Here is a 14,451-nt window from a genome sequence, read left to right on the forward strand (position 1 = left end):
CGCCCGTTATGGGCACACTTTCTCGCACCACCACCAGTCGTACGCTCCGCCGCCGCCTCCTCGTGCCCGTCGCGATGATGTCGTTCGCCCTCGTCGCGGCGGGCTGCAACGACGACGGCTCCGGGTCGGAAGGAGCGGCCTCGCCCGCGGCCCACGCCGGGACGACGGGCCCCGCGCAGAGCTCGCCGGAGTCGTCCGACCCGGCCGCCTCGCCCCCGGAGACCGCACCGTCCTCCCCCGCCGCGCCCAGCGATTCCGGCGCGTCGTCCGGGGCCGACGCCGCCGGTCCCGGCCGGTGCACGGCCGACGGCCTGGGCATGAGCGTGAAGCAGAGCGACGGGGGCGCCGGGCAGGTCTACTACGAGCTCACGTTCGTCAACAAGTCCGGGCACTCCTGCACCCTGAACGGCTTCCCCGGCGTGTCCCTGATCCAGCGTGACGGCCAGGTCATCGGCGCCCCCGCCAAGCGCGACGGCGCCTCCCACGGGGCGACGGTGCTCGCTGCCGGCAAGACGGCGCACGTCGTGCTGCACACGCTGAACCAGGGCATCGCGGACGGCGGCTGCTGGAAGCAGGGCGCCTACCTGCGGGTGTACCCGCCGGGCTCCAAGGAGGCGCTGACCCTGCGCGACCCGCAGATCCGCGTCTGCGGCGACCGCTTCACGACCACGTCGGTCGAGCGCTGACCTCTCGGCCCGGCGGCCGCGGCCGTCAGGCCGGGATGTCGTCCACCGTGGGGGCGACCGGCGCGAACAGGTCTCCTATGGCGGTGAGCGCGGCGGTCTTGAGCGCGCTCGCCGCCACCACCGTGCCGTCGGGCGCGGGCAGGCTGCGGGTGGCCGTGGCCTCCGCGACGACGGCGGGCCGGTAGCCCAGGTTGAACGCGCCCTGCGCGGTGTGCGTGACGCACATGTGGGCCATGAACCCGGCAAGCACCAGGTCCTTGCCGCTGCCCGGCTCGGCGCCCAGGGCGGTGAGGGTCTTCTCCAGCTCCGTGCGGTGGAAGGAGTTCGGGAACTGCTTCACGACCACCGCCTCGCCCTCCCGGGGCGCCACCTCGTCGCTGAGCGCGCCGATGTGCTCGCGGATGTCGTACGGGGAGCCTTCGCCGCCGTCGTGGATGACATGGATCACCGGCGTGCCGGCGGCCCTGGCCCGCTCCAGGAGGCGTGCACTGGCCGCGACGGCCTCCTCCGCGCCTTCCAGGGCCATGACGCCGGTGCGGTAGGTGTTCTGGATGTCGATGAGGATCAGCACGGATTCGCTCAGCCGGGGCAGCCGGGAGTCCAGGCCGGAAACCTCGCGGAGGGTCGCGGAGGGCTGGTTCGTGGTCATGGTGGTGCCTTTCTCGGGGTGGTGGGCAGGTTTTGCGGGCATGGCGAAGCCGTACGCCGTGCCGGGTAAGAGGTGTGAGGGCGGAGCGGTCAGGCCGCGTGGGTGCGGAAGCGGCGGCGGTAGGCGGCCGGTGTGGTGGCGATCTGCCGCCGGAACACCCGGTGCAGGGTCTCCGCCGACCCGAGTCCGGCGGCGGATGCCACCCGGTCCAGCGGGTCGTCGGTCGTCTCCAGGAGCCGGCGGGCCGCCTCGACGCGGGCGGACTCCACATAGGCCGCCGGGGAGACTCCGGTCTCCTGTTTGAAGACCCGGGCGAAGTGGCGCTCGCTCAGACACATCCGCGCCGCGAGCACCGGGGCGGACAGGTCCTCGTCGAGGTGGTCCGCGATCCACAGCCGCAGCGCGTCGATCTCGCGCCGGGAGGCGGCCGGTCTGCTCAGGGGCACGGAGAACTGGCTCTGTCCGCCCTGCCGCTTGAGGTACATCACCAGCTGGCGTGCCACGGCGAGCGCGGCGTCCTCGCCCAGGTCCTCGGCCACCAGGGCGAGCGCGAGGTCCAGGCAGGCGCTGATGCCGGCGCCGGTCCACACCCGGCCCCGGTCCGCGCGTACGAAGATCGGGTCCGCGTCGACCGTGACCTCCGGGTGCTCGGCGGCGAGCTGGGCGGCGGTCGACCAGTGCGTGGTCGCCGTCCTGCCGTCCAGGAGCCCGGCGGCCGCCAGCAGGTGCGCGCCGACGCACACGGACGCCACCCGGCGGGCGTGCGGGGCGGTCTCCCGCACCCAGCTCACGATGTCCGCGTCGACCCGGGCGACGGGCCCGTCCTCGGTCACGTCGACCGCGCCGGGCACCAGCAGGGTGTCGACCTCCCGGCCCACCTCGCCGAAGGTGAGGTCGGTCAGCAGCCGCACCCCCGCCGAGGTCCGGACCTCGCCCGCCTCGGGCCCGGCGAGCCGGACCTCGTAGCGGTCGCGGCCGCCGGACACCCGGTTGGCCAGGGCGAAGACCTCGGCGGGGCCGGAGACGTCGAGGAGATCGACGCCGGGGAAGACCGCGATGACGACGCGGTGTGCGGTGGACATGACTCCATCCTGGCCAACCGGACGGGTGGCCGCAATGACGGTTCCCTGTCACATTCGGACACCGGTGGGGCGGCCGGGTCCCGCGTTCGGGATGCGGGCGCGGGGGCGCGCTGGTTCGCTGGGAGGGACGGCTCTCCACCGAGAACCTGGAGTGATCATGAGCGTTGCGGACGAGACCGGCGGCCGGGCCGAGCGCATCCGGGCGAAGGCCGAGGAGATGCGGGAGACCGCCGAGCGCACATCGGACCCGCAGGAGCGGCAACGCCTCCAGGACAAGGCCCGCCGGCTCCAGGAGCGGAGCGACCAGGTGACCACCAAGGGCGACCACGGGACGAACGCGCTCTGAGCCGACGGGCCCTTCCGTTACTGGGTGAACCGGGGCAGCCACTTCACCAGGTAGTCGGGGTGGCCCGCGTTCTCGGCGGCCAGCTGCCGGACCACGAAGCCCAGGCCGAAGGCCCGGCCGGAGGCGAAGTCGCGCTGCGGGCGGTCCACGTCGAGCGCGGCCACCTCGGCGTACTCGTCCAGGAGGACCCGGTGGGTCTCGATGCGCTGGAGCGTCCGGGCCGGGTCCTGGCGGACGATGTGCCGGTCGTAGGCGTGGCCGTGCGTGCGCAGGGTGAAGGCGATCGCACCGCCCCGGTCGTGGATCTCGCCGGGCGTCTCGGCCGGGCACCGCCATGCCTCGCCGCCGGCCGCCCGCGCGAGGTCCTCTTCCTCGTCCAGGCGCGCCCTGACGAAGGCGACGAGGTCGGAGTTGTCTGTCGTCATCTGGTTTCGCATCCTTCCGCTCGGCCCCACCCCCTGGGGGCCGAGCTGGACACTATCCCGACGCGCCTCAGTGGCTCCCGTCCACGGGCTCCAGTACGAACACGGGGATCTGCCGGTCCGTCTTCTTCTGGTAGTCGGCGTAGTCGGGGAACGCGTCGACCGCGCGCTCCCACCACTGGTCCTTCTCCGCGCCGGTGACCTCGCGTGCCGTCATGTCGCGGCGCACCGGGCCGTCCTGGAGCTCGGCGCGCGGTTCGGCCTTGAGGTTGTGGTACCAGACGGGGTGGGTCGGAGCGCCGCCCTGGGAGGCGACCACCGCGTACCGGCCGTCGTGCTCGACGCGCATGAGGGGCGTCTTGCGGATCTTCCCGCTCTTGGCGCCCACGGTCGTCAGGACGATGACGGGCATGCCGCGCATCGTCGTCCCTTCCGTGCCGCCCGAGCTCTCGTACTGCTCGACCTGGTCGCGAACCCACTGGGAGGGGCTCGGCTCGTATTCGCCCTGGAGAGGCATGCGTTCTGTCCCGTCGTCGGTCTGTCCGGCCGTGGCGACTCGTCGGCCGCGGCATCTCATCATGGCTTCAACGACTTCTGCGGCCGGGGTAATCCGCCCCGGCCGTCGTGTCGCGGTCAGGAGCCGCCGGTGCCCTCGGTGCCGTAGCGGACCGTGACCTGCTCGAAGCCCAGGGATTCGAGCAGGCCCTTGAGCATCGCGGTGGTGTTCTTCTCGGCGCGCTGCGCCAGGCCGCTCTCCTTCGCCGCGTCGCCGATGTGGCGTGCGGCCAGCTTGTTGACGGCCTGCTCGCTGCCGGGGTTGTCGGAGAAGAAGTCGCCGAGCCGGTCGAGGAGGCCGCGCTGCTTGGACACCGCGTAGGAGCGGTCGGGGTCGAGCGCCGGCTTGCCGAGGACCGCGTGCGGGAGCCGGATCTCGGCGGTGGTGCGGTCCTTGTTCACGACCACTCCCCCGCTCGTCACCCGCCCGAGGTCGACGTACGCGGACACGGTGCCGGCGCCGACGTACAGCGTGCGGCTGCCGCGGATCACGTCGGGGACGTACTTGGTGTCCTTCTCCAGGTCGACCACGACCTGGAAGTTGCCGGCCGCCGCCTCGTACCTGCTCATGTCCTGGATCGACTTGAGCACCGCGGGGCCCGAACGGTCGTGGGTCTCCTCGCCGAAGATGTCGCCCAGGCCGGGCAGCAGGCTGAGGCGGGTGCCGAGGAACAGCAGGGCGAGCGCGGCCGCGGTCAGGGCGGCCGCACGGCCCCAGCGGCGGTTGCGACGGCGGCGCCGGCCGTCGTCGGCCGGGCCGGGCTTCGTGGACGGTTCTGTCGCCGGGTCGGTGGAGGTCATACGGTCCGTATGACCCGGCCCGCCGGGTTCACGCCGGGCGGACCGCCCTTGGGTCAACTCCCGGGCCCCCAAAGGCCCCTCAGGCCCCGGTGACCCCGTCCAGCCGCTCGCGCACCAGGTCGGCGTGGCCGATGTGGCGCGCGTACTCCCCGATCATGTGGACGTGGACGAGGCGCAGCGAGTACACCTCCCCGTCGTGGGTGAAGGTGTCGTCCAGCGAGGCTCCGGCGACGATCTCGTCGGCGAGCCGGCACTGCTCGATGAGCTGGGCGTAGTCCTCGGCGGCCGTGGCGGGGTCCAGGTCCTCGAAGTCCGCGTCCTTGCCCTTGGCCGGGTCGTACAGGGGCTCCAGGTCCTCCCCGGCGAACCGCTGCCGGAACCAGGTGCGTTCGACCTTGGCCATGTGGCGTACGAGCCCCAGCAGGGACAGGTTCGACGGCTCCACCGTCCGTTCGGCGAGCTGTTCACCGGTGAGTCCGGCGCACTTCTGGAGGAGGGTCGAACGGAACCAGCCGAGATAGCCGGTGAGCATCTCCCGTTCGGCGGCGACGAGCGAGCCCGGCGTACGGGTGGCTGCGGGTGCGGTCCAAGTCATCCGGCGATCATGCACCTGGAGCGGCTGTTCGTACGAGTCGTTTTACGCGTGCATGCTGTAGTCGTCGCCGTCCGAGGCGGAGCGGGTCACGGAGGTCGTGGCACCGCCGACGAGCCCGAGGACCAGGAAGAGGACCACCAGGGCCTTGCCCGCGGTGCTCATGACCAGCGGCCTGGTGGCGGAGCGGGGCTGCCCCTGCGGTACGGAGAGGTCGTCGTCGCCGAAGAGTCCCTTGGGGTAGGCGGGGCTGAGCAGGGAGAAGTAGGCGGAGACCCGCATCTCGTAGCGCAGGGTGGCCGCCGTGGCCTCGAACAGCGGGCGGGGCATGCGCCCCAGGATCAGGGTGATGAGCCACCACAGGACCGCCAGCGCGGACCAGCCGGACGTGGCGAGGCCCTGCACGATCGCGGCGGGGATGACCAGGATCAGCCGGAAGAAGACGGCGAGCCGGTTCAGCCGTGTCGGGCGGACGTCGATGCGGACGGGGTAATCCGGCGGCTGCGACAGGCTGAACGGCGGGTAGCGGTCGACCAGGAGCATGGCGCTCGCGCCGACCCGGGTCCGGTAGGCCAGGACCTGGGCGAGGAAGCGGTAGACGGGCCCGGGCAGCCTCCCGAGCGCCAGGGCGGCGAACCAGCCGAAGACGACGGTGAAGAAGGCCCCGATCTCCAGGAAGAACAGCACGATGAAGTGCGGGATCAGCAGGAGCAGCCGGAAGAACACGGTGAGCCGCCGCTGCCGGGCCGGCTCCACGACGTCCAGCACGGGCCGGAACTCGTCGGCGTCCCCGGCGCGGGGACCCGGGCTCCACTGGGCGTCGGTCATGTCGCTCCTCTTCGGCGGTGACCGCGCGCCGGGCCCGCGGTCATGGCCACCGGTGTGCCGGTGCGCGGCACCCCGGTGGCCTTCCACCGTCGGCCCCCCGGACACGGCCCGCAATCGGTCACGGGCCGATCGGGTAGCCGTACCGCCGCAGGTCAGCGCTTGCCGGACCGGTCGCGTTCGGCCCTGCGGCGGACGCCGTGGCGCAGCCGCGACCAGGCGGACGCGGACCGCCCGGTGCGGTGGGGCTCGGCCTTCGCAGCCTTGGGGCGCGGGGTGGTCTTCTTGCCGGGCGCGGCCTTGGTACCGGGCGCGGCCTTCGTGCGGGGCTTCGGCTTCGTACGCGTGGCGGTCTTCGTCCGGGGCGCGGCCTTCGGGCGGTCCGGCGCGGGCTCCGGGTCCTCGGCGAGGACGTGGTAGCGGTGGCTCAGGCGACGCCCCACCAGCACATAGGCCAGGAGGGCCCCCGCGGTGTTGAGGATGACGTCGTCCACGTCGAAGGCGCGGCCCCGGACGACCGCTCCCTGCACCAGCTCGATGAGGACGATGACCGCCGTGGTCAGCAGGAACATGCGCAGCATCCGGAGCCGTCGCGGTATGAGGATGGGCAGCAGGATGCCGAAGGGCATGCCGAGCACCAGGTTGCCGCCGGCCTGCTTGCACGCCGCGAGGAACGTGTAGTCCTCGGCGTACTGCCGCAGGGAGCGGCCCGGGTGCAGGTTCGATTTCACGAGGTCCTCGGAGGCGGGCGACGGGGTCAGCGTCACCTTCGCCAGCACCACCGAGAATCCGACCATGGCCACGAAGGCGAGTACGAGGATGGAGACGCGCAGCAGGAGCCGCCCCCATCCCTTCCGCCGGGCCGTGTCCCGCTGGGGTCTTGCCGCCGCTGCGTCCATGCGCCACGGATGCCCCGCGAACGCCGGACCACACCCCCGCGCCGTGCGGGCCGGGCCTCCCGGCGTCAGACTGGTCGCGACGGGCCGGTCCCGCACGGCCCGGCGCACCCGGACCGATGCGGAGGTCTCATGACGGACGACCACGCCGACACCCCCCTGACCTGCCTGGTCACCGGCGCCAGCGGCTATATCGGCGGCCGCCTGGTCCCGGAGCTGCTGGCGGCCGGGCACCGGGTGCGGTGTCTGGCCCGCACCCCGGAGAAGCTGCGCGACCACCCCTGGGCCGGCGAGGTGGAGACGGTACGCGGCGATGTCACGGACGCGGCCTCGCTCGCCCCGGCGATGGACGGCATCGACGTGGCGTACTACCTGGTGCACGCGCTGACGACCGGGGCCGGTTTCGAGGAGACCGACCGGCGGGCGGCCACCGCCTTCGCGGAGCAGGCGCGGGCCGCCGGGGTCGGCCGCATCGTCTATCTGGGCGGCCTCACCCCCGAGGGCATGTCCGAACGGGAGTTGTCGCCGCATCTGCGCTCCCGGGCCGAGGTCGGACGCATCCTGCTGGACTCCGGCGTGCCGACGACCGCGCTGCGCGCGGCCGTCATCATCGGCTCGGGCTCCGCGTCCTTCGAAATGCTGCGCTATCTCACCGAGCGGCTGCCCGTGATGGTGACGCCGAGCTGGGTCTCGACGCGCATCCAGCCGATCGCCGTCCGCGATGTGCTGCGCTATCTGGTGGGCAGCGCCCGCATGCCCCGGGACGTGAACCGCACCTTCGACATCGGGGGCCCCGACGTTCTCACGTACCGGGACATGATGCAGCGTTACGCGGAGGTGGCGGAGCTGCCGCATCGGCTGATCCTGCCCGTGCCGATGCTGTCACCGGGTCTGTCCAGCCACTGGGTCGGGCTCATCACGCCCGTGCCGGCGTCGATCGCCCGGCCGCTCGCCGAGTCCCTGCGGTACGAGGTGGTGTGCCGGGAGCACGACATCGCGGGGTACGTCCCCGACGGCGCGGGGCAGCCGTTCGCCTTCGACACGGCGCTGCGCCTGGCGCTGCAGCGCATCCGGGAGGCCCGGGTCACCACCCGGTGGTCCTCCGCCTCGGTGCCGGGCGTGCCCAGCGACCCGCTGCCCACGGACCCCGACTGGGCGGGCGGCAGCCTGTACGAGGATGTGCGGGAGCGCGAGGTGGACGCGTCGGCGGAGGCCCTGTGGCGGGTGGTGGAGGGGATCGGCGGGGAGCACGGCTGGTATTCGTTCCCGCTGGCCTGGGCGGTGCGCGGCTGGCTGGACCGGCTGGTGGGCGGCGTCGGCCTGCGGCGCGGCCGGCGCGACACGGACCGGCTGCGGGTGGGCGACTCGCTGGACTTCTGGCGGGTCGAGGAGATCGAGCCGGGGCGGTTGCTGCGGCTGCGGGCGGAGATGCGGCTGCCGGGCCCGGCCTGGCTGGAGATGTACGTGGAGCGGGACGGCAAGGGCCGCTCGCGCTACCGGCAGCGGGCCCTGTTCCATCCGCGCGGGCTGCTCGGGCACGCGTACTGGTGGAGCGTCTCGCCGTTCCACGCCGTGGTGTTCGGCGGGATGGCGCGCAACATCGCGCGGGCGGCGGAGAACCGGACGTCACCCGGACGGGCGGTACCGGCGGTGTCGCCCTGAACGGTGCGTCCCGGGGCGGCGGGGTAGCGGCAGCATGGCTGTCCCCGCCTCAACTGGAGTTGCGCCATGACCGTTGCGGTCGTCCTGTTCACCGCCGACCTCCGTCTGCACGACCATCCGCCGCTGCACGCCGCGCTGGCGTCGGCCGACGAGATCGTGCCCCTGTTCGTCCGGGACAGCGCGATCGGGGAGGCGGGCTTCGACGCCCCGAACCGGCGCGCGTTCCTCGCGGACTGCCTGCGCGATCTGGACGCCGGACTGCGCGACCGGGGCGGCCGGCTGGTCGTCCGGTCCGGGGAGGTGGCCGAGGAGGTGTGCGCGGTCGCCTCGGAGACCGGTGCCGACGAGGTGCACGTGGCGGCCGGCGTCAGCGCGTACGCCCGGCGCCGCGAGGAGCGGCTGCGCGAGGCGCTGGAGGCGGACGGGCGGCGGCTGCGCGTCCACGACGGGGTGGTCACGGCGGTGGCGCCCGGCGCGGTGACGCCCGCCTCATCGGACCACTTCGCCGTGTTCACCCCGTACTTCAGGCGCTGGGCGCAGGAGCGGCTGCGTGACGTGTTCGGCGCGCCGCGCACGGTCCGGGTGCCGGACGGGCCGCGCTCCGAGAAGCTGCCGTCCCGCGGCGGCGTCTCCGGTGTGTCGGAAGGGCTCGCGGAGGGCGGCGAGGAGGCGGGGCGCAAGGCGTTCACGGCCTGGCGGCGGCGCGGGCTCGCCGGGTACGAGGACAGCCACGACGACCTTGCGGCGGACGGCACTTCACGCCTCTCGCCGCATCTGCACTTCGGCACCCTGTCCCCCGTGGAGCTGGTGCGCAGGTGCCGGGACGCGGGCGGCGCGGGGGCCGAGGCCTTCGTACGGCAGCTGTGCTGGCGGGAGTTCCACTACCAGGTCCTCGCGGCCCGGCCCGCCTCCTCGCACGCGAACTACCGCGACAAGCACGACCGGTGGCGCTCCGAGGCGGACGCGGCCGACGAGGTCGAGGCATGGCGGCAGGGGCGCACCGGCTATCCGATGGTCGACGCCGCGATGCGCCAGCTGCGCCACGAGGGCTGGATGCACAACCGGGGCCGGCTGCTCACCGCCTCCTTCCTCACCAAGACGCTGTACGTGGACTGGCGCGTCGGGGCACGCCACTTCCTGGACCTCCTGGTGGACGGCGACATCCCCAACAACCAGATGAACTGGCAGTGGATGGCGGGCACCGGCACCGACAGCCGCCCCAACCGGGTGCTCAACCCGGTCGTGCAGGGCAAGCGGCTCGACCCGGACGGGGAGTACGTCCGGCGCTGGGTGCCGGAGCTGGCCCCGGTGTCCGGGTCCGCCGTGCACGAGCCGTGGAAGCTGCCGGAGGAGGAGCGGAAGCGGCTGGGCTATCCGGAGCCGGTGGTGGAGCTGGCCGAGGGCCTGGCCCGGTTCCGGCAGGCGCGTGGGCTGGAGTGAGGGGGCGGGAGCGCGTCGCGCTGTTGCTGCTGTCGGCGGCGTCCGGGGCGGCGGACGCGTTCGTCTTCCTCTGTGTCGGCCAGGTCTTCGCCGGGGTGATGACCGGGAACCTGGTGCTGCTGGGCGCCTCGGCCGCCGGGGCGGGTGAGGAGGGCGTCGCGCTGCGGGTGGTCACCGCGCTGGTCTCGTACGGCTGCGGGGTGGCCGGTGCCGCGCTGGCCGGGGAGCGGATGTGGCGGCGGGTGCCGTTGATGCTGCTGGCCGAGGTGGTCCTGCTCGCGGCGGGGGCGGGGCTGTGGGCGGCCGGGCTGGTGGCGTCGGACACGGACCGGCTGGGTCTGCTGGTGCTCATGGGGCTCGCGATGGGGATCCAGGGGCGGGTGCGGGCGACGCCCACGAACTACTTCACCGGGACGCTGACCTCGCTCCTCGGCCGTCTCGCGGTGGGGGCGCGGCGGGGCGACGACGGCTGGACGGCCGGGCGGCTGGCCGCCGTGGTGGCGGGGGCCGCGCTCGCGGCGCTGACCGTGCGGCTGTGGCGGGAGGGCGGTGCGATCGTGGCCGTGGCGCTGGCGGCTGCGGCACTGCTGGTGGAGGCCGCGGCGGGGCCCGGACGGGCGGTGGCCGGGCCGGGAAAGGGGAAGCCCCGGCCGGATCGGGGGAATCCAGCCGGGGCGGCTTGAGTGCGGGCGCTCAGTGCGTCATCCACATATAGGTGAACGATAAACCATCACTGTCCGTTCCCCGCAATCCGCGCCCCGGACTGTGATCCAGGGCACGGGGCGGGCGGCCCGCAGGGAGTCTCGGTCAGCGGGCGGCGGGTGCCTCGGTGCCGTAACGGCGGTGGAACTGCTCGATCCGGCCCGCCGGGTCCAGCACCTGCCGGGTGCCCGTGTAGAAGGGGTGGCTGGCCGACGAGGTCTCCACGTCGATGACGGGGTAGCTGCGGCCGTCCTCCCATGTCACGCGCCGCTCGGAGTCGGCGGTGGAACGGGTGAGGAAGGCGGTCCCGGCGGCGCGGTCGCGGAAGACCACCGGACGGGAGACGGGGTGGATACGGGACTTCATGAGGCGTTCCTTCCTGGACGCGGACGGTCGTAAGCGGTGACGATCACGGACCCCGGACCCTGATGGGAACGGGATTCGTTTTCGTTCTGCCCGTACAACACGGCACCCCTCCCCCGCATTCCCGGCCGCCGCACACCTCGCGACTTGCACCAACCGCCGCCAGCAGCAAGGCTGTTCGAAAATAGATGGGTTACAGTCAGCCGCTGGCATATGCCGGATGCAAGAACGCATCGAGTGTTGCCAAACCACTTACGGGCCTCTTCCGGCTGTGCGAAAGTCGTATGCGGTCCACCCTTCGTCACTGGTTGTGCCGCCCTGTATCGGAGTACGACATGCCGTCCCCCCTCTCCGCGGACCGCTCCGCCCCGCAACCGCCCGAGCGCGATGCGGTCGACGCGTTGATCCACCGCACGCGCCGGCTGCGCGGCGACGTGGACGCGGTGCGGCGCGACGCCGTGCGCGTGGTGGACGAGGACGACCCGCGGACGCGGTGGCAGCGCGCGCTGTGCGAACTGGCGGTGCACCAGCTGGACGATCTCGGCACCCATCTCGGACAGCTCCGGGACGGCCTGCCCGCCGAGCCCTCCGAACAGCCCGCGGACACCGCCGACGAGCCCGCCGGCTCCCTGATCGGCCGGGTCGGCAGCGCCGAATGGAATCTGCTCACCGACGAGGTCAGCTGGTCCGGCGAGCTGTTCCGGATCTTCGGCCGGGACCCGGAGGCGGGCGGGCTCTCGCTGGACGCCCTGCCCTCCCGGCTGCTCCCCGAGGACCAGCCGTTACTCACCGCGCTCGTCACGGACTGCCTGGTGGACGGCAAGCCGATAGACGGCGAGTTCCGCATCCGGCACACCGACGGGCGGGTGCGGACCCTGCACATGATGGGCGAGCCCGTGCTCGACACGGACGGCTGCACCGCCTCCATGTGGGCCGTCCTGCGCGACGTCAGCGCGCTGCGGCGCAGCCAGCAGGTCGTGCGCCGCACCCATGACTCGCTGCGCCGCGAACAGCCCGCCACCGGACACCGGACCCCGGCGGAGCCGGCGGAAGCCGTCCTCCCGCCGTGGCAGACCTCCCTCCGCCTCCCCGACCGGGGCCCCGGCGCCCTGGACATCGCCGCGCACTACCTGCCGTCCGAGACGAGCGCCCTGGTCGGCGGCGGCTGGTACGACGCCATGGAACTGCCCGACGGCAGGACGATGCTCACCGTCGGCGATCTCACCGGCCACGGCGTCCAGGCCACCTCCGCCATGGCGGTCGTGATGGGCGCGGTGCGCGGCATGGCGACGGCCGGTATCGAGCCCGGTGCCCTCCTCGGGCACCTCAACCAGTTGCTGGAGACCTCCATTCAGCCGGCGCTGGGCAGCGCCGTGTGCGGCAGGTTCGACCCGGCGACGCGCACCCTGGACTGGGCGCAGGCCGGACACCCCGCGCCCCTGCTCTTCCGTGACGGCACCGGACGCCCGCTGCCGCTGCCGGACGGGGTGCTGCTCGGAGCGGCCTCCGGGGTCGCCTACGAGCAGGTCGAGGTGCAGCTGCTGCCCGGCGACGTGCTGGTGCTGCACACCGACGGACTGGCCCGCGACGATGCCGCCGGGCACGGTGGTGCGCGCCCGGGTACGGACACGCTGCTGGGGCTGGCCCCGCGGTTCACCGAGGCCCGCTCGGCGCAGGAGTGCGTACGGATCGTCGTCGAGACCTTCGGCGCGGCCGAGCGGCTGGACGACGCGTGCGTGCTGGTCGCCCGCGTCGGGGCGTAAGGAAGCGACAGCCCCCTTCTGCGCGGCCCGGTACTCCCTCGCGTCCCGGGCTCGTCAGATCGTTGCGCTCCCCGGCTTCTTGCGCTGGTTCGGCGGCACGGCGAGCTGGATCTGCTCGCGCAGGTCCTCGATCTTCGCGTAACCCGAGAACTGCCCGGTCAGCCGGTACATCTCGCGCAGCCGGTCCCAGGTCCGGTGGGAGGAGGTCTCCCCCATGGTGACCAGGGCGAGCCGGGCGTAGCGGTCGGCCTGTTCCGGGTCGTCGGCGATGAAGCACGCCGAGGCGAGCGAGATGTAGTCGAAGATCTTGGACCGCTCGCGGCCGTTGACCCGCAGCTCCAGGGCCTGCTTCGCGTGCCGCTGGGCGATGACCGCCGCCGAGGGGTCGTGTTCGGCGAGCGTCCGGAAGGCGAGGGCCTGCATGCCGTGCATGTCGGCCTCGTCGAACATCTGCATCCAGCTGGGCGGGGGCACGTCGGCCTTGTCCGAGACGAAGAGCTCCTCGGCCCGGCCCAGGGTGCGCCGCATGGCCTGGCCCCGGCCCATGGACGCCTGCGCCCACGCCTCGATGGTGCAGAGCATCGCCTGGGTGCGCGGCAGAACGGCGTCGCCGGAGCCGGACTTGGCGAGCTTCATCAGGTCGAGGGCGTCGTCGGGACGGCCCAGGTGGACCATCTGGCGCGCCGCGCGGGACAGGGCCTCGCCGGCGCGCGGGCGGTCGCCGCCCTCGCGTGCCGCGTGCGCGGCGATGACGAAGTACTTCTGGGCGGTGGGTTCGAGGCCGACGTCGTGCGACATCCACCCCGCCAGAACGGCGAGGTTGGCGGCGACGCCCCACAACCGCTTCTGGAGATGGGCGGGGTGGTGGTACGCGAGCATGCCGCCCACCTCGTTGAGCTGGCCCACCACGGCCTTGCGCTGGAGGCCGCCGCCCCGGGAGGCGTCCCAGGCGCGGAAGACCTCGACGGACCGCTCCAGCGCCTCGATCTCCTCGGAGCCGATGGGGGCGGCCTCGTACCGGTCGAAGCCGGCCTGGTCCGCGTGCAGGGCGTCGCCGGCCCGCGGGGCCTGTGCCGCGAGGGCGGGGTCGGTGTGCAGCCAGTCGTACATGGGGCCGGCGATGGCGGAGCCGGCGGCGAGCACGGCGCCCGCGCTCATCAAGCCGCGTCGGTTGAGCATGAGGTCCATTCCCGTGAATTCGGTGAGGACCGCTGCCGTCCGTTCGGGCGGCCACGGGAGTTGCTCGGGATTGTCCTGCGTCCCGGCCTCTCGCCGCTTCCCCGCACGCCCGCGCCGGCCGAACCCGAGGTCCTCGATGGTCACGACACGACCGAGCCGCTCGGTGAACAGAGCCGCCAGCACCTTCGGCACGGGATCGCGGGGGGACTCCCCCATGTCGATCCAGCGCCTCACGCGCGAGGTGTCGGTGGCCAGTTGCGGATGGCCCATGGCCGCCGCCTTCCGGTTCACCATTCTCGCGAGTTCGCCCTTGGACCAGCCGGCAAGGCCGAACAGGTCCGACAGGCGGGTGTTGGGTTCTCCGGTCACGTCAAGCCCCCAGGTTCTCGGCTGTGTTGACAGTAACCCCGTGTCAGATGCCCTGCGACTATTCGCCAGGGTTTCGCCAGGGTGCGCTATGTCGAGAGACACCCGCATCCCGGTGTCAG

General features: G+C 73.0%; 16 protein-coding genes. 6 read left to right on the forward strand and 10 right to left on the reverse strand.

Annotated features, from left to right (window positions below):
- Positions 1-8: 8 nt before the first annotated feature.
- Positions 9-686: a DUF4232 domain-containing protein gene (locus AMK18_RS31340; RefSeq protein ID WP_241836687.1), complete on the forward strand. Its 678-nt coding sequence runs from the start codon at positions 9-11 to the stop codon at positions 684-686.
- A 25-nt stretch (positions 687-711) separates the two neighbouring features.
- Here AMK18_RS31340 and AMK18_RS31345 read toward each other — a convergent pair whose 3' ends face one another.
- Together AMK18_RS31345 and AMK18_RS31350 are read right to left on the reverse strand one after the other, a co-directional pair.
- Complete coding sequence (locus tag AMK18_RS31345; RefSeq protein ID WP_073865462.1) at positions 712-1,335, reverse strand: cysteine hydrolase family protein; 624 nt, start codon at positions 1,333-1,335, stop codon at positions 712-714.
- 89 nt (positions 1,336-1,424) lie between these two features.
- A complete protein-coding gene (locus AMK18_RS31350; protein WP_073865463.1) occupies positions 1,425-2,417 on the reverse strand; it encodes a GlxA family transcriptional regulator in 993 nt (330 codons plus the stop codon).
- Positions 2,418-2,574: 157 nt separating this feature from the next.
- Between AMK18_RS31350 and AMK18_RS31355 the strand changes: the two genes are divergently transcribed.
- Entirely contained in the window at positions 2,575-2,763 is a 189-nt protein-coding gene (locus AMK18_RS31355; RefSeq protein ID WP_018102948.1) for a DUF6381 family protein, read from the forward strand.
- 17 nt (positions 2,764-2,780) lie between these two features.
- Here the strand turns inward: AMK18_RS31355 and AMK18_RS31360 are convergent, their stop codons facing one another.
- The 6 genes from AMK18_RS31360 to AMK18_RS31385 all read right to left on the reverse strand — a co-directional run bounded on the left by AMK18_RS31360 (position 2,781) and on the right by AMK18_RS31385 (position 6,857).
- On the reverse strand, positions 2,781-3,188 hold the full coding sequence (locus tag AMK18_RS31360) for a DUF6221 family protein (RefSeq protein ID WP_018102947.1): 408 nt from the start codon (positions 3,186-3,188) through the stop codon (positions 2,781-2,783).
- A gap of 67 nt (positions 3,189-3,255) precedes the next feature.
- Complete coding sequence (locus AMK18_RS31365; protein WP_018102946.1) at positions 3,256-3,702, reverse strand: nitroreductase family deazaflavin-dependent oxidoreductase; 447 nt, start codon at positions 3,700-3,702, stop codon at positions 3,256-3,258.
- A 116-nt stretch (positions 3,703-3,818) separates the two neighbouring features.
- Entirely contained in the window at positions 3,819-4,541 is a 723-nt protein-coding gene (locus AMK18_RS31370) for a DUF4230 domain-containing protein (protein WP_018102945.1), read from the reverse strand.
- Positions 4,542-4,620: 79 nt separating this feature from the next.
- Complete coding sequence (locus tag AMK18_RS31375; protein ID WP_018102944.1) at positions 4,621-5,136, reverse strand: DinB family protein; 516 nt, start codon at positions 5,134-5,136, stop codon at positions 4,621-4,623.
- 42 nt (positions 5,137-5,178) lie between these two features.
- Positions 5,179-5,961 carry a DUF4389 domain-containing protein gene (locus AMK18_RS31380; protein ID WP_073865464.1) on the reverse strand — a complete coding sequence of 261 codons (783 nt, stop codon included), beginning with the start codon at positions 5,959-5,961 and terminating at the stop codon, positions 5,179-5,181.
- Positions 5,962-6,113: 152 nt separating this feature from the next.
- Complete coding sequence (locus AMK18_RS31385) at positions 6,114-6,857, reverse strand: VanZ family protein (RefSeq protein ID WP_073865465.1); 744 nt, start codon at positions 6,855-6,857, stop codon at positions 6,114-6,116.
- 129 nt (positions 6,858-6,986) lie between these two features.
- Here AMK18_RS31385 and AMK18_RS31390 point away from each other — a divergent pair, with 129 nt between their 5' ends.
- The 3 genes from AMK18_RS31390 (at position 6,987) to AMK18_RS31400 (ending at position 10,639) form a co-directional block, all read left to right on the forward strand.
- Entirely contained in the window at positions 6,987-8,516 is a 1,530-nt protein-coding gene (locus AMK18_RS31390) for an SDR family oxidoreductase (protein WP_073865466.1), read from the forward strand.
- A 66-nt stretch (positions 8,517-8,582) separates the two neighbouring features.
- Entirely contained in the window at positions 8,583-9,956 is a 1,374-nt protein-coding gene (locus tag AMK18_RS31395; RefSeq protein WP_073865467.1) for a cryptochrome/photolyase family protein, read from the forward strand.
- A 23-nt stretch (positions 9,957-9,979) separates the two neighbouring features.
- Positions 9,980-10,639: a YoaK family protein gene (locus tag AMK18_RS31400; RefSeq protein ID WP_073865468.1), complete on the forward strand. Its 660-nt coding sequence runs from the start codon at positions 9,980-9,982 to the stop codon at positions 10,637-10,639.
- Between the two features lie 124 nt (positions 10,640-10,763).
- Here AMK18_RS31400 and AMK18_RS31405 read toward each other — a convergent pair whose 3' ends face one another.
- Positions 10,764-11,024 (reverse strand): type B 50S ribosomal protein L31, encoded by a 261-nt coding sequence (locus tag AMK18_RS31405; protein WP_073865469.1) that lies wholly within the window; start codon positions 11,022-11,024, stop codon positions 10,764-10,766.
- Between the two features lie 332 nt (positions 11,025-11,356).
- Between AMK18_RS31405 and AMK18_RS31410 the strand changes: the two genes are divergently transcribed.
- Positions 11,357-12,784 carry a PP2C family protein-serine/threonine phosphatase gene (locus tag AMK18_RS31410; protein WP_073865470.1) on the forward strand — a complete coding sequence of 476 codons (1,428 nt, stop codon included), beginning with the start codon at positions 11,357-11,359 and terminating at the stop codon, positions 12,782-12,784.
- Positions 12,785-12,838: 54 nt separating this feature from the next.
- Here AMK18_RS31410 and AMK18_RS31415 read toward each other — a convergent pair whose 3' ends face one another.
- Positions 12,839-14,332: a DNA-binding protein NsdB gene (locus AMK18_RS31415; RefSeq protein ID WP_018102936.1), complete on the reverse strand. Its 1,494-nt coding sequence runs from the start codon at positions 14,330-14,332 to the stop codon at positions 12,839-12,841.
- Positions 14,333-14,451 lie beyond the last annotated feature (119 nt).

Origin of the sequence: Streptomyces sp. CB01249 (assembly GCF_001905735.1) — a bacterium.
In the GTDB taxonomy this organism is placed as follows: Bacteria; Actinomycetota; Actinomycetes; order Streptomycetales; family Streptomycetaceae; genus Streptomyces.

What these genes read in the sequence shown, in the direction of transcription:
- AMK18_RS31340 (WP_241836687.1), top strand. Translation starts at nt 9, where the DNA reads ATGGGCACACTTTCTCGCACCACCACCAGTCGTACGCTCCGCCGCCGC.
- AMK18_RS31345 (WP_073865462.1), bottom strand. Translation starts at nt 1,335, where the DNA reads ATGACCACGAACCAGCCCTCCGCGACCCTCCGCGAGGTTTCCGGCCTG.
- AMK18_RS31350 (WP_073865463.1), bottom strand. Translation starts at nt 2,417, where the DNA reads ATGTCCACCGCACACCGCGTCGTCATCGCGGTCTTCCCCGGCGTCGAT.
- AMK18_RS31355 (WP_018102948.1), top strand. Translation starts at nt 2,575, where the DNA reads ATGAGCGTTGCGGACGAGACCGGCGGCCGGGCCGAGCGCATCCGGGCG.
- AMK18_RS31360 (WP_018102947.1), bottom strand. Translation starts at nt 3,188, where the DNA reads ATGACGACAGACAACTCCGACCTCGTCGCCTTCGTCAGGGCGCGCCTG.
- AMK18_RS31365 (WP_018102946.1), bottom strand. Translation starts at nt 3,702, where the DNA reads ATGCCTCTCCAGGGCGAATACGAGCCGAGCCCCTCCCAGTGGGTTCGC.
- AMK18_RS31370 (WP_018102945.1), bottom strand. Translation starts at nt 4,541, where the DNA reads ATGACCTCCACCGACCCGGCGACAGAACCGTCCACGAAGCCCGGCCCG.
- AMK18_RS31375 (WP_018102944.1), bottom strand. Translation starts at nt 5,136, where the DNA reads ATGACTTGGACCGCACCCGCAGCCACCCGTACGCCGGGCTCGCTCGTC.
- AMK18_RS31380 (WP_073865464.1), bottom strand. Translation starts at nt 5,961, where the DNA reads ATGACCGACGCCCAGTGGAGCCCGGGTCCCCGCGCCGGGGACGCCGAC.
- AMK18_RS31385 (WP_073865465.1), bottom strand. Translation starts at nt 6,857, where the DNA reads ATGGACGCAGCGGCGGCAAGACCCCAGCGGGACACGGCCCGGCGGAAG.
- AMK18_RS31390 (WP_073865466.1), top strand. Translation starts at nt 6,987, where the DNA reads ATGACGGACGACCACGCCGACACCCCCCTGACCTGCCTGGTCACCGGC.
- AMK18_RS31395 (WP_073865467.1), top strand. Translation starts at nt 8,583, where the DNA reads ATGACCGTTGCGGTCGTCCTGTTCACCGCCGACCTCCGTCTGCACGAC.
- AMK18_RS31405 (WP_073865469.1), bottom strand. Translation starts at nt 11,024, where the DNA reads ATGAAGTCCCGTATCCACCCCGTCTCCCGTCCGGTGGTCTTCCGCGAC.
- AMK18_RS31410 (WP_073865470.1), top strand. Translation starts at nt 11,357, where the DNA reads ATGCCGTCCCCCCTCTCCGCGGACCGCTCCGCCCCGCAACCGCCCGAG.